At 27.7% G+C, this 13,339-nt stretch carries 15 protein-coding genes and 1 tRNA gene; 11 read left to right on the top strand and 5 right to left on the bottom strand.

Annotation, left to right across the window (positions count from 1 at the left end; all coding sequences use genetic code 11):
• Nucleotides 1-11: 11 nt before the first annotated feature.
• From HZY31_RS03350 to sucD, 3 genes are all read right to left on the bottom strand, one after another.
• On the bottom strand, nucleotides 12-338 hold the full coding sequence (locus HZY31_RS03350; RefSeq protein WP_297318046.1) for an MJ1244 family protein: 327 nt from the start codon (nucleotides 336-338) through the stop codon (nucleotides 12-14).
• A 10-nt stretch (nucleotides 339-348) separates the two neighbouring features.
• Nucleotides 349-687: an MJ1244 family protein gene (locus tag HZY31_RS03345; protein ID WP_297318045.1), complete on the bottom strand. Its 339-nt coding sequence runs from the start codon at nucleotides 685-687 to the stop codon at nucleotides 349-351.
• A 120-nt stretch (nucleotides 688-807) separates the two neighbouring features.
• Nucleotides 808-1,674, bottom strand: coding sequence for a succinate--CoA ligase subunit alpha (gene sucD, locus HZY31_RS03340; RefSeq protein ID WP_297318044.1), 867 nt, complete (start codon nucleotides 1,672-1,674; stop codon nucleotides 808-810).
• A 175-nt stretch (nucleotides 1,675-1,849) separates the two neighbouring features.
• On the opposite strand from sucD, the gene HZY31_RS03335 reads away from it, so the two are divergent.
• The 4 genes from HZY31_RS03335 to HZY31_RS03320 all read left to right on the top strand — a co-directional run bounded on the left by HZY31_RS03335 (nucleotide 1,850) and on the right by HZY31_RS03320 (nucleotide 4,587).
• A tRNA-Trp gene (locus tag HZY31_RS03335) sits at nucleotides 1,850-1,960 on the top strand.
• 94 nt (nucleotides 1,961-2,054) lie between these two features.
• A complete protein-coding gene (hxlB, locus tag HZY31_RS03330) occupies nucleotides 2,055-2,588 on the top strand; it encodes a 6-phospho-3-hexuloisomerase (RefSeq protein ID WP_297318043.1) in 534 nt (177 codons plus the stop codon).
• Between the two features lie 68 nt (nucleotides 2,589-2,656).
• Nucleotides 2,657-3,742, top strand: a complete 1,086-nt coding sequence (locus HZY31_RS03325; RefSeq protein WP_297318042.1) for a 3-dehydroquinate synthase II — start codon at nucleotides 2,657-2,659, stop codon at nucleotides 3,740-3,742.
• Nucleotides 3,743-3,819: 77 nt separating this feature from the next.
• Entirely contained in the window at nucleotides 3,820-4,587 is a 768-nt protein-coding gene (locus tag HZY31_RS03320) for a phosphoglycerol geranylgeranyltransferase (protein WP_297318041.1), read from the top strand.
• Between the two features lie 11 nt (nucleotides 4,588-4,598).
• On the opposite strand, the gene HZY31_RS03315 is transcribed toward HZY31_RS03320, so the two are convergent.
• Nucleotides 4,599-5,300 carry a class I SAM-dependent methyltransferase gene (locus HZY31_RS03315; protein WP_297318040.1) on the bottom strand — a complete coding sequence of 234 codons (702 nt, stop codon included), beginning with the start codon at nucleotides 5,298-5,300 and terminating at the stop codon, nucleotides 4,599-4,601.
• A 20-nt stretch (nucleotides 5,301-5,320) separates the two neighbouring features.
• Between HZY31_RS03315 and HZY31_RS03310 the strand changes: the two genes are divergently transcribed.
• Nucleotides 5,321-5,824: a UPF0254 family protein gene (locus HZY31_RS03310; RefSeq protein WP_297318039.1), complete on the top strand. Its 504-nt coding sequence runs from the start codon at nucleotides 5,321-5,323 to the stop codon at nucleotides 5,822-5,824.
• On the opposite strand, the gene HZY31_RS03305 is transcribed toward HZY31_RS03310, so the two are convergent.
• On the bottom strand, nucleotides 5,821-6,666 hold the full coding sequence (locus HZY31_RS03305; protein WP_297318090.1) for a protein translocase subunit SecF: 846 nt from the start codon (nucleotides 6,664-6,666) through the stop codon (nucleotides 5,821-5,823). The genes HZY31_RS03310 and HZY31_RS03305 overlap by 4 nt on opposite strands.
• Before the next feature lie 176 nt (nucleotides 6,667-6,842).
• Between HZY31_RS03305 and HZY31_RS03300 the strand changes: the two genes are divergently transcribed.
• From HZY31_RS03300 to frhD, 6 genes are all read left to right on the top strand, one after another.
• On the top strand, nucleotides 6,843-8,084 hold the full coding sequence (locus HZY31_RS03300) for a DUF7343 domain-containing protein (RefSeq protein WP_297318038.1): 1,242 nt from the start codon (nucleotides 6,843-6,845) through the stop codon (nucleotides 8,082-8,084).
• Nucleotides 8,085-8,103: 19 nt separating this feature from the next.
• Nucleotides 8,104-9,291, top strand: a complete 1,188-nt coding sequence (locus HZY31_RS03295) for an MJ1255/VC2487 family glycosyltransferase (protein ID WP_297318037.1) — start codon at nucleotides 8,104-8,106, stop codon at nucleotides 9,289-9,291.
• Between the two features lie 22 nt (nucleotides 9,292-9,313).
• Complete coding sequence (gene cofD / locus HZY31_RS03290; protein WP_297318089.1) at nucleotides 9,314-10,243, top strand: 2-phospho-L-lactate transferase; 930 nt, start codon at nucleotides 9,314-9,316, stop codon at nucleotides 10,241-10,243.
• On the top strand, nucleotides 10,240-11,283 hold the full coding sequence (locus HZY31_RS03285) for a THUMP domain-containing protein (protein WP_297318036.1): 1,044 nt from the start codon (nucleotides 10,240-10,242) through the stop codon (nucleotides 11,281-11,283). Before cofD ends, HZY31_RS03285 begins: the two co-directional genes overlap by 4 nt.
• Nucleotides 11,284-11,472: 189 nt before the next feature.
• The gene (gene frhA / locus HZY31_RS03280) at nucleotides 11,473-12,705 is read left to right on the top strand and encodes a coenzyme F420 hydrogenase subunit alpha (protein WP_297318035.1); all 1,233 of its coding nucleotides are present in this window, start codon (nucleotides 11,473-11,475) and stop codon (nucleotides 12,703-12,705) included.
• 81 nt (nucleotides 12,706-12,786) lie between these two features.
• Complete coding sequence (gene frhD / locus HZY31_RS03275) at nucleotides 12,787-13,338, top strand: coenzyme F420-reducing hydrogenase, FrhD protein (RefSeq protein WP_463671216.1); 552 nt, start codon at nucleotides 12,787-12,789, stop codon at nucleotides 13,336-13,338.
• The last annotated feature ends 1 nt before the right edge of the window (nucleotide 13,339 follow it).

Raw genomic sequence — 13,339 nt, 5'->3', positions numbered from 1 at the left:
CATCTCCTCATTTAAGGCATATTTACAATAATTCCCTCTATTGGGATTTCAATTATAGTGTATTTACAATCAGCAAGTTTTTCGTCTATAATTTTTTCTAACTCCATAAGTTTGCTTTCACTAACAACAGTACCAATTAAGATAGCATTTTGTGCTAAATCGCTAACAGCCTTTATAGCCATTTCAGGATCTTCATCTAACAAAAATCCGTGCCAATCCTGAGGAGACATCCCTTTATAATCATATAAAAAAAATCCTGTTATTCCTCCCTCTGATAATGCATTTATTGCCTTCCCAACATTTTCACTTTCGACGAATAAATACAGTAAAATTTTCATTCTTTCACCTTTAAACCTTATGAACCTTAACTTTTAATATTGGGATTTTAATTAATGTCCATTTATCATTTAACATTTTTTCTTTTAGTAATTCCTCTATTTTTTTAGATTTCTCTTCTTTAACAACTGTTCCTATAATAACAGCTTTATCAGATTCTTTATTTATAATTTCATAAACTTTATTAATATCTTCTAAATCCTCCTTTTTTAGAGTTTTAAACTTATCTGCTGATATACCCCTATATTTATGCAAAAAGAATCCAGAAATTTTAGCCATGGTCATAATATTTATAGCCTTATTAATATTCTTTTCTTCAATAAACAGTTTTAATAATACTCTTTTTGACATATTATCCCCCTATGTGGAAAAGTTAAAAATTAATTTTAAAAAATAAAATATAAAGTTTTTCATTTAAATTTTATGTTATCATATATCCATTACTTTATACATTTATGGATATTAGGTTTTCTAATCTCTATTAATTTCTATTAGTATTTTTGGGATATCTGATATTCTTTTTGCCACATAAGCCCCTGCTTCTTTTAAGGCTTTCATTTTACTCTCAGCAGTTCCCTTTCCTTTTTCAATTATTGCCCCTGCATGCCCCATTCTTTTACCTTCTGGAGCAGACTGTCCTGCAATATATCCTATAACTGGCTTTTTCATCTTTTTTATAAACTTACTTGCCTCTTCCTCAGCACCTCCTCCAATTTCTCCAATTAATACAACAGCCTCAGTTTCATCATCCTCTTCAAATAGCTCTAAAATTTCTTTATATCTTAACCCAGTTATCGGATCTCCGCCAATTCCTACACATGTTGATACTCCTAAACCTGCCTTTTTTATTTGATGTGCAATCTCATAAGTTAAAGTTCCACTTCTTGAAACTATTCCTATATTACCAACATTTAAAACTTCCATTGGTATAATTCCAAGTTTTCCTACTTTTGGAGAGGCTATTCCTGGTGTATTAGGACCAATAATTTTAACTCCTAAATCTTCTGCATAATTTACGAATTCCATTGTATCCTGAATAGGAATATGCTCAGTTATAACGACAATTAAATCCAATCCTGCATCTATTGCTTCAAAAACAGCATCCTTAGCAAATGGTGCTGGAACAAAAATTACCGATGCATTAGCATCTGTTTCTTTAACTGCCTCTTTAACAGTATCAAAAACTGGAACTCCATGAACATTCATTCCTCCCTTTCCTGGAGTAACTCCACCAACAATTTTTGTTCCACATTCTAACATTTTTTTTGTATGAAAACTTCCCTGTTTTCCAGTTATTCCTTGAACTATTGCTCTTGTATTTTCGTCTAATAAAATCATAATTTACACCTTTGATAAGTTATATAGATTTTAATATAAACAATAAAGAAGTAAAATCTGATATATAAAAGAAACTAAAATACTATTTTTAATAAAAATTCATCGTTATATTTAAAACCTATAAACCGTAAAGTTTAAATATTCCCTTATAATTTTTTATATGTGTTGTTAATGAGGGGGTGTGGTGTAGCCAGGTCTATCATCGGGGACTCCAGATGCCTATAGGGCACTGGACCATGGCAGGAGAAATCCCTGGACCTGGGTTCAAATCCCAGCACCCCCACCATTTTTAATTTTTAAATTAAATTTGTTTTTATTTTTAAAATATTAATCAATAAATTTGGATATATTTATGAAAATAAATTCGATAGGTGTCGAAATTGGAAGAACTTGAAATTGTTTTACAAAATATTAATATATTAAAAAATTTTTATATTGAAGATGAATGGAAACAAAAAATGAATTTATTAGTACATAAAATAATTAATGCAAAAAAAATTTTTGTATTTGGGGTAGGAAGAAGTGGATATGTAGGAAGATCCTTTGCTATGAGATTGATGCATCTTGGCTTTAACTCTTATTTTGTTGGAGATACAACAACGCCATCTTACGAAAAGGATGATTTATTAATTTTAATAACAGGTAGTGGAAAGACAGAGAGTGTTTTAATTGTAGCTAAAAAGGCTAAAAAGATAAATAATAATATTGTTGCTATTGTTTGTGAGAGTGGCTCTATAATAAAGTTGGTAGATTTAACCATACAATTACCTATTAAAAAATCAAATTACTTACCAATGGGAACAGCATTTGAAGAAATGGCATTAATATTCTTAGATTTAGTTATTGCCGAAATTATGAAAAAATTAAACTTAGATGAAAGCGAAATAATAAAGAGACATTGTAATCTATTATAAATTATAAGATATATATATCATCATTACGGACTATTTTTAATGTTAATATTTTGTGAATAGGTGAAAATATGAAATTTGGATGGGTTAGAGTTACAGGAGATAATTGGGAAGATAAGAAAGAAATTGTAAAAATGGCTTTGGAGTCATCAATTCCCGTAATTGTTGCTGAGCCAGAAGATATTGAAAAAATTAAAGAATTGGGTAATATTAAAGTTGCTTCAAATTCTTTGGATGCTGACATCGTTTTAATAAATAAAGATGACAACTTAGAATTTTTAAAAGAGGCAAAAAATTTAGGGAAAGAAACTGCTATATACATTCCTATAGAGTCAAAAGAAGATGAAGAATTTGCTTCAGAAGTTGCAAGATATGGCTTTGTTGATAATATTATATTAGAGGGTAGAGATTGGACTATAATTCCATTAGAAAACTTAATAGCAGATTTATTTAATAGAGATGTAAAGATTATTGCAAGTGTTGATTCAGTTGATGAGGCAAAAGTTGCCTATGAGATTTTAGAAAAAGGGACGGATGGAGTTCTATTCAATCTAAAAAACATTGAAGATATAAAAGAATTATCAAAACTAATTGAAGATATGAATAAAGAGAAAGTAAAATTAGATGTAGCAACTATTACAAAAGTAGAACCAATAGGTAGTGGAGATAGGGTTTGTATTGATACCTGTTCTTTAATGAACATTGGGGAGGGAATGTTAATTGGTTCATATTCAAGAGGTTTATTCTTAGTGCATTCTGAAACTGTGGAAAATCCTTATGTATCTACAAGACCTTTCAGAGTTAATGCAGGACCTGTTCATGCCTATATATTATGCCCAGGAAATAAAACAAAATATTTAAGTGAATTAAAGGCAGGAGATAAGGTTTTAATAGTTGATAAGGATGGTAACGCAAGAGAGGCAATAGTTGGCAGAGTTAAAATTGAAAGAAGACCCTTAATATTAATTGAGGCAGAGTATAAAGGAGATATAATTAGAACAATATTACAAAACGCTGAAACTATAAGATTGGTGAATGAAAAAGGAGAACCAGTTTCTGTTGTAGATTTAAAACCAGGAGACAAAGTTTTAATAAGACCAGATGAATATGCGAGACATTTTGGGATGGCTATAAAGGAAACAATAATTGAAAAGTGAATAGTAAATAATTGCTATTTTTAAATATAATCTTTTAGATTTATTTTAAAATTTCAATCTTCTATTTTGGTGAAAGTATGGAAATAAAAATAGGAAAGGTTGAGAAAAAATTAACACAAATTATTGAAGAAGAAGGAGCAGTTTATTTAACTTTATTAGACCCAGAAGAGGAAAATATTGAAGAAATATCAGAAAAAATTAAGGATTATGCAGATGCTATAATGGTTGGAGGTAGTATTGGAATAATTGATTTAGATGAGAAAGTGAAAACTATAAAAAAGATAACTAAACTTCCTATACTTTTATTTCCTGGGAATGTAGATGGATTATCAAAGTATGCTGATGCTGTTTTTTATATGAGTTTAATGAATTCAACAAATACTTACTGGGTTGTAACTGCTCCAACTTTAGGGGCGATAACAATTTTAAAATACAAGTTAGAGCCTATTCCTATGGCTTATCTCTGTATAGAGCCAGTAAGAAAAACAGCAGTTGGTTACATTGGGGAAATTAGAGAAATCCCACAGAATAAACCAAATATTACAGCCATGTATTGTTTATCAGCAAAGTTCTTTGGAATGAGATGGGCTTATTTAGAGGCTGGTAGTGGGGCAGAGTATCCAGTGAATAATGAAACAATAGCTTTATCAAAAAAACTATCTAATATCAATATAATAGTTGGTGGAGGAATTAGAAAGCCAGAAATTGCCTATGAAAAAGTTTTAGCAGGAGCTGATGCAATAGTTACTGGTAATCTGTTGGAGAAAAATCCTAATGCTGTTGAGATGATGTATGACGCAATAAAAAGGGCAGGAAAAGAAAAATTAAAAAATAAGGTTAAATAAAAATAATAAGATTAGCGTTTATTCTTCTTTTTAACAACAAAGCCAATATAGGAGGCAAAATTCTTTAAAGAACTTTTATAAATAAACATATCCAATGGAGAGTTTGTAATATTTGCTCCAAAGGTGTATAATATTTCAAAACCTTCTTTTTTTAGGAGTTCCTCAATTTCTTTGAAGTCATAAAATCTTGTTTTTACTTTTATTTTTTCTCCATCAACTACTTTTATTATAGTCCCTTTTCTTTTCTTTAATGATTTTCTTATTTTTTTAAAGTTACCTTTTATAATATTCTTTAATATCCATTTTATATCATAGATATTTGCCACTGTAAATATAAAAACTCCATCATCCTTTAAAACTCTCTTTACCTCTTTAAAAACTTTCTTTATATTACAATGATTTAATGCTCCAAAAAACGATATAACTTTATCAAAACTTTTATTTTTAAAGGGTATAAATTCAGCATTTGCTACAACAACTGGTTTATTAGTTTTTTTATTTGCTATTTTAGCCATTTCTATTGATATATCTAAACCAATTGCTTTATTTAAAATTTTTAATTGCTCCCCAGTTCCACAGCCAATGTCCAAAACAAAATCATTATCCTTAATTTCTTTTTTTATAATTTCCTTTTCCACAATTCTCATATACTTGTTTTTATATAACTTATCATAGTTTTTTGCCAATTTATCATAGTAATCTTTAATTCCCATAAATACCACGAAGTGATAATATGATTACAGTGGCTACTGCTGAATGTTTTACTCATGCAAATATTGGTTTAACCATACACAAAGCTTCATCTGGCTATGAAAATTTTGAATATAAATATTTATTTTCTGATGAAGATTTAAGATTAATAAAAAATGTTAAAGTTTTAGTATCTATGTTTGTTCCATCAATATATGGGGCTGAGAAATTGTTAGATGTAAAACTTCCAGAGCCAGATTATAATTATAAATATGCAAAGGCATACAGCGAAGAGAAAGATTTAGAAGTGGCAAAGTTAATGGCTAACAGTTTAAAGAAAAAATTAAATGCCAATATATGTATTGGAACTACTGCTGGAATTGGAAGAGGGGCTATTTGTATAGTTACAGATTATAATATATATTTATTTACATCTGATGTTTATGCAAACTTATTAACTTTTGAAAATGTTAAAGAAAGGCAAAAAAGTGGAATAGAAAAGGGTATTAAAAAATTTTTAGAAATCTTAAAAAAAGAATATTTTTAATTTTTGCCTTTATATTGAGTTATATAGTATTTTAATATTCCAGCATTCAAAAACCATGTGTTTATTATATCAGCAATTAAGGCTAAAATTAAAACTGTAGCAATGTTTGATAAAATCTCAGCAACTGGAATAAAAAGTTTTACAACTATCAATAAAACTGTCATAGCACTGATTGTAGTTAAAGTCATAGTCAATCCAGTTTTCATAGCATCTTTTACAACCTCATCAAACTCTTTTGATAATCTTTTTAAAACTCTTGTAGTTAGTAATATGTTAGAATCTACACTATAACCAATAACCATTAATAAAGCCGCAATAGTTGCTGATGAAAGTTGTATATTAAATAAACTCATTCCACCTAATGCCATAATTAAATCTGAAAGTGCAGAGAGGATTATAACACCACTTGCCACAAGATTTCTAAATGCAACATAAACAGCTATAGCCATAAATATAAAGGCAAATAAAATTGCCTTAAAACCTTCTTCAAAGAATTTGGAACTTAATATAGCTCCAACAGTTTTTTCAGAATAATTTAATTTCTCTAAACTATTAACATGGAAAAATTCTTTAATTTTTTCTTTGGCTATATTTACTTTATCCTCGCTTACTCTTACAACAATGTAATATCCATCTGCAGATTTTAATATTTCCACTTGAGCAATGTTATGTAAAGAATTTTTTAAAGGAGTTATGTCAATGTTTTTATTTACTTTTATTATAATTTCTGTACCTCCTGTTATATCAATACTTTTAGGAATTCCTTTAAAACTTATTAGCAATATTGATAATATTAAAAGAATTATAGGAATAGCTATAGATATTCTATAATCTTTTACTATCATTTTTTTCAACCTCAATATATTCTAAATAAAAATTTATTTAGCAAAAATTTTTAGTAAATTTTATTAAATAAGGTTTATATAAACAGAGTAGTAGTTTATCTATCAATAATATTTATAATATTAAGGTGATAAATATTAAAACAAAACTTTTGATATCCTTATTTTTATTACTTTTGTTTGCAAATATATGTTTAGGATATATAATTAAAAATACTAATATAGAGTGCATTGTTAATCCGGATAATACTGTAAATGAAACTATTACCTTATTAGTCTATAATGATAAAAATGAGAATCTTAGTAGTATTACTTTTACTATTCCACAAAATGTTAAGAATCTTACGATGTCCTCTTCAAATGGTATCAGTGGATACACTGCATTATACAATGAAGGAGTAACTACCGTTACCATAGAATTTAATAAACCAATACCTCCAAAAAAATCTGCAAATGTAACATTTAAGTTCTTAGTAACTGATGCAGTATGGACAAAAAATAATATAAATCAACTTATAATGAATTTTCCAATCTCTTCAAAGAATGCCACTATAAAAGTTATTTTACCTCCAGGTGCTGTTATTTCTTCATATCAAGGTAATTTATTTGTAACTCCATCAGGTTACAAAATAACAACTGATGGAAAACATCAAATAATTATATGGAATCTTCATTTAAATAAGGAGATAACCTTTACAATAGCCATTAAATATACATTTGTTAAATTTCCTAATCAAAATATTATAGAAAGTGGAAATAATTCTTTTAATAATATTTTCATTTTCTTAACATTGGGATTATTAATATTAGGAGGATTGTTTATTAGAGAAAAAATCTCTAAAAAGAAAATTTTAGAAGATTATGAAAAAATAATTAACAATTTATCTAAAATGTTAAAGAAAAAAGATGATGAAATATCTTATTTAAAGGGAAATATTAAAGAATTAGAAGAAAAATTAGATAAAACATATAAAAATTTATTAAATAAAGATGAAATTATTAATATTTTAAATGAAAAGGTTTCTGAATATAACAGTAAATTAGAAAAACTTATCAACGAAAACAAAAAATATAAAGAAAAAATTGATAGTTTAAATAAATACATACAAAAATTGGAAAGTGAAAATAAAAAATTAAAAGAAAAAGTAGAAGAATTAAATAAGGTTGTAGAAGAATATCAAAATCTAAAAAAAGGAGTTTTATGGGATTTTTTAACTGATGAAGAAAAAATAGTCATTGATTTAATAAAAAAATATGGAAATATTACACAAAAAGAGTTAGTAGAAATTACTGGAATGAGCAAACCAAAAGTTTCGAGAATTGTATCTGAATTAGAAGATAGAAAAATAATAAAAAAAGAAAAAATAGGAAGAATTAATAAATTAACACTTACAGAGGAGAGTAAAAAATTACTATAAAAAACTTCTTGGGGAGATTATGAGAATTCTAATCTCAGTTTGTGGGGAAGGTTTTGGTCATACAACCAGATGTTTAGCTATTGGGGAGAGTTTAAAAGATAGTTATGAAATTGCATATATTGCCTATGGTAAAAGTAAATATTTTATAGAAAAATACAATTTTAAAGTTTTTGAAACTTTTCCAGAGATAAAACTTAAAGGAAAAGATGGAAAATTTGACATAACATCAACAATATTTAACAAAGAATATAGTCCAAAAAAGGCTATTAAAAGAGAATATGAAATTATAAAGGAATACAACCCAGATTTAATAATCTCTGATTGTAAGTATAGCACAGTTGTTGCGGCAAAACTTTTAAAAAAACCCGTTATTTGCATAAGTAATCAAAATTATACCAAATATAAATTAAAGTTAAAGACAGATTTAATAGTTTATCCTACAATGAAGGCATTAAATATGATAAATAGAAGATGTGAAAAATTCATAGTTCCTGATTTTCCTCCACCATATACTGTATGTGAATACAACTTAAAGATTTTAAAAAATATGGAGTTTATTGGACCTTTAATAAGATACGATGTTGAAGATGGAAATGAGGATTATATACTTAGCGTTATTGGAGGATTTGAGTATAGATACAAAATACTTGAAGAACTTGGAAAAATTGCTTTAAAAAATGATTTCAATGTTAAACTTGTTTGTGGTAGTTACACTGTTGCTAAAAAGTTAAAGAATGACTTAAATTTGCCATCTTACAATTATAAAAATGTAGAGATAATTCCTATGACAACAAATATGAAAGATTTAATAAAAAATGCTGAACTTGTTATATCTCATGGAGGTCATTCAACAATAATGGAATCTTTATCTTTTGGAAAACCATTAATAGTTATTCCTGATTTAGATCATCCAGAGCAATGTAACAATGCTAAAAAAGTTAATGAACTATGTTGTGGAATCTCGTTATCATATAAAGAATTGTGTAGATTGGAAGAGGCCATTTTTGATATAAGAAATATGAAGATATATAAAAGAAATGCCTTAAAAATGAAAGAGTTAGCAAAAAAATACAATGGTAAAAAAAATATTAAAAAAATAATAGATGAAATATTAGAAAATAAATCTAAAATAAACAAATACTATTTAACTGATAAAATATCTTACAAAATAATTACAAAATTGAAGTGGAAATTTCCTATAAGATAAAGTTTAACTATATTAGGTGGTCATTGTGATTACTGTCTTATCTGGTGGAACAGGAACTCCAAAGCTATTACAGGGTTTAAAAAGAGTTGTTAATAATGAAAAATTATCTGTTATTGTTAATACTGGTGAAGATACGTGGATAGGAGATTTATATTTATCTCCAGATGTTGATACCGTTCTATATACACTTGCTGATTTAATTAACGAAGATACTTGGTATGGGGTTAAAGGAGATACATTCTATACTCATGAACAACTTAAAAATTTGGGATTTGATGAAGTTTTAAAAATTGGGGACAAAGATAGGGCATTAAAAATGCACAAAACTTATTATATAAGAAGAGGTTATAAACTCTCTGAAATCGTTGATATGGAAAGAGAGGCGTTAAAAATTAAAGCAAAAGTTATTCCTATGACAGACGATAGAGTTGAGACAAAAATTTTGGCCAATGTTGATGGAAAAATAGATTTATTAAAATTTCACGACTTTTGGGTTAAGAGGAAGGGAGATGTTGATGTCTTAGATGTTATTTATGAAAATTGTCTATATGCCAAACCTTGCGAAAAATCTTTAGAATCTTTGGAAAAAAGTGACCTTGTTATTATTGGCCCATCTAATCCAATAACATCCATAGGTCCTATTTTAAGTTTAAAGGGCATTAGAGAAATATTGAAAGATAAAAAAGTTGTTGTTGTCTCTCCTATCGTTGGAAATTCTGCTGTCTCTGGACCAGCGGGAAAGTTGATGAAGGTTAAAGGTTATGAAGTGTCAATTAGAGGAGTTTATGAATTTTATAAGGATATAGTAGATATATTAGTTGTAGATAATACTGACAAAGAATTAGCTAAAGAACTACCTTGTGAAGTTTTAATAACAAATACAATTATGAAAACATTAGAGGACAAAGTTAGATTAGCAAAAAATATTATAGAGTTTAGTGGAAATCTATGAAACCCGTTGCTTTAATAACAACAAAGCCTGGATTTGAGCCAAAATTAAAAGAAGAATTAGAGAAATTACCAATAAAAAAGAAAATATCTTGGACACCATTTAGAGGGATATTAATAGCTTATTCTAATAATCCTTACGAATTTTTAAATTATATTAAAGAAAATAAAGACAATTTAAAATTTTTACTTAGATTAATACCTTTAAAGATAGAATGCCAAACAGATATTGAAGAAATAAAAAAGAATGTATCTTTATTAATAAATGAAAAAAAAGAATTTATAAAAGGCAAATCCTTTGTAGTTAGATGTAATAGAAGAGGGCAACATAATTTTACAAGCGAAGAATTGGAAAATATTATTGGAAAGTATATATTAGACAATTTTAAAAATTTAAAAGTTGATTTAAAAAATTGGGACTTTAAAGTGAATATTGAAATTTTACAAGATAAAACCTATATTTCAATTTTTAACAATGATTTTAATGAATTCGTTATTAAAGAAAATATAGAGAGATTAAAAAAATTAAAAAGATATAATGAACGACCATTAAATAGGTCAGAAAGAAAGATTTTAGAGTTAATGAAAATATATCCAGATATTTTTGAAAATTTAAATTATGTTGTAGATATTGGCTCATCTCCTGGAGGATGGGCAAAAGTTTTATCGAAAAAAGCAAAGATTGTTTATGCAATTGATTCCGGTGAGTTAAAAGTAAATGCTAAAAATATAATTCATATAAAAAAGAAAGCTGAATATGTAGATTTTAAAAAAGAAATTGATAAAAATATTGATTTAATTACCAATGACACTAACTTATATCCCGAGGAATCTATACTACTAACTCTAAAATTTGCAAAATACTTAAAAAAAGATAAATATATAATTCATACATTAAAGGCAAGAAAATATAGAACAATTAAAGAAGATTTAGAAAAAGTTATAAGTATTTTAAATAAATATGATAATATAAAAATATATAGAATAATTAATTTAAAGGCAAATACTAAAAACGAACTCACTATAATTCTTAAAAAAATTTAATATTATTTTTTAATTATATTTTATTTCAAAAATAATAAGAAATTACTTTTTTTAACATATCTAAAAAACTAAAAACATATATTGATATTTTTAAAGAGATATGGGCATATATAAGTTTATATAGAAAAATTTTATGAGCAAAACTTTATTCTCTATTTTTATCGCCTTATTGTTATGGAGGTGAATTTTGTGACTAACAGAATAGAAATAACGCCTACAACAAGACACGAAGGACATGCGAAACTGATTTTAGAAGTTGATGATGAAGGAATTATAAATAAAGCATATTATTTAAATACGACTCCTGTTAGAGGATTTGAAACAATGTTAAAAGGCAAACCAGCAGAGTTTGCTCCAATCGCAGTTATGAGAATCTGTGGGATTTGTCAAACTACTCATGGAATTGCTTCCTGTGAAGCAATAGAAAATGCAATAGACTGTGAAGTTCCTGATGATGGTTTATTGTTAAGGGAATTAGTAGGACTTGGAAATAGATTACATTCTCATCCGTTACACCACTTATTAACAATTGATGACTTTTTAAAGCCAGATGAAACTAATTTAAGAATCGAATTAATAAAATTAATTCAAAGAATGAGAAAAGTTGGACAGTTAGTAGTTGATATTGTAGGTGGAGAAGGGATTCATCCTCCAAACATTGTAATTGGAGGAATGAGAACAAACATAACTGAAAGAGCTAAGTCAAGGTTATACTATGCATTAAGACAGTATGAAAAAGATGCTAATGAATTGTATGAAAAATACACTGAATTAATTGAAAGATACTTAGAAGATGTGGGAATTCCTGATTTAGGGTCTCATGAATACCCATACATTGCCTCTCACACAACATATGGAGATAGATATGCTATAAACTGGGATAGTGTCGTAGAAATTCCTCCTCAAAGATACTATGATGATGAAGAGGCAATACACACTACAACAGTTCAAATTCCTTTATATGAAGGAGTTCCTGCTGAAGGAGGTCCAAGAGCAAGATTGGTTAAATTTGGAAACTTTAGAGCAGGAGGTAGTGCTTTAGACATCAACATAGCAAGAGCTCAAGAAAACCTTGGAGCTGTTTATAGAGCCTTAGAAATTTTAGATGAAGTTAATATATATGGAAAGACAAGAGCTGAGGTTGAATACAAAGATGGTTTTGGAATTGGAGTTCATGAAGCTCCAAGAGCAACAAATACACACATGGCAGAAGTTGGAAAAGATGGAAAAATAAAGAGCTATAGAATCATAGCGGCATCAACTTGGAACTTCCCAATAGTTGAAAAGGCAATTGAGGGTTATCCACATCAATATGCTGAAGTGATAATGAGAGCCTATGACATATGAGCGTCATGTGCTACTCATATAATAGTTAAGGATGAAGAGTCAAAAGAAACCATAGAAGTTAGAAAAATGTTATAAGCCTCGAGGGGAACCCGAAAGGGACCCGAGAGGCTTTTTCTCATATAATAGGGTTTAAAATTAAAATCTTAAAAAATAAAAATGAATGAAACTATGAAATCTGAAATAAAAGATTATGATGATGAATTGTTTGATTTAACACCATCCTATCTAAAAAAAGAAGTTATGGTGTTAGCCTGTGGGAATATATTATTTGCCGATGACGGTTTTAGCGTTCATGTCATTGAAAAATTGAATAAAATCTTAACTGAAAAAGAAAAAGAAAAAATAGCTTTAGTAGATGCCGGAACAGGGGCTCCTCAGCAAGTTTTAACATTGATAGATGAAAATTCAAAGACAAAAAAAATAATTGTTGTTGATGTAATAGACTGGGGATTAAAACCGGGAGAAATAAAAATAATTGAAAAAGATGAGTTGCCAAATCCAAAATATGATAGATTAGATTCTCACAATTGGCCTTTATCTTCTTTATTAAAAGAGGTCGCTGAAAAATATAATATAGAGGTTAATGTTATTGGATGTCAGGCAAAATATATTTCTGAACCAGATGTTTATATTGGGTTAAGTGAGGAAGTTGAAAAGGCTGTTGATAAGGCTGTAAATATAATTCTTAGAGAATTGAGGGGTGATTAAT

The sequence above is a fragment of the Methanocaldococcus sp. genome (genome assembly GCF_024490875.1).
GTDB lineage: Archaea > AGJL01 > Methanococci > Methanococcales > Methanocaldococcaceae > Methanocaldococcus.
This window is presented reverse-complemented; position numbering and strand designations above follow the sequence as displayed.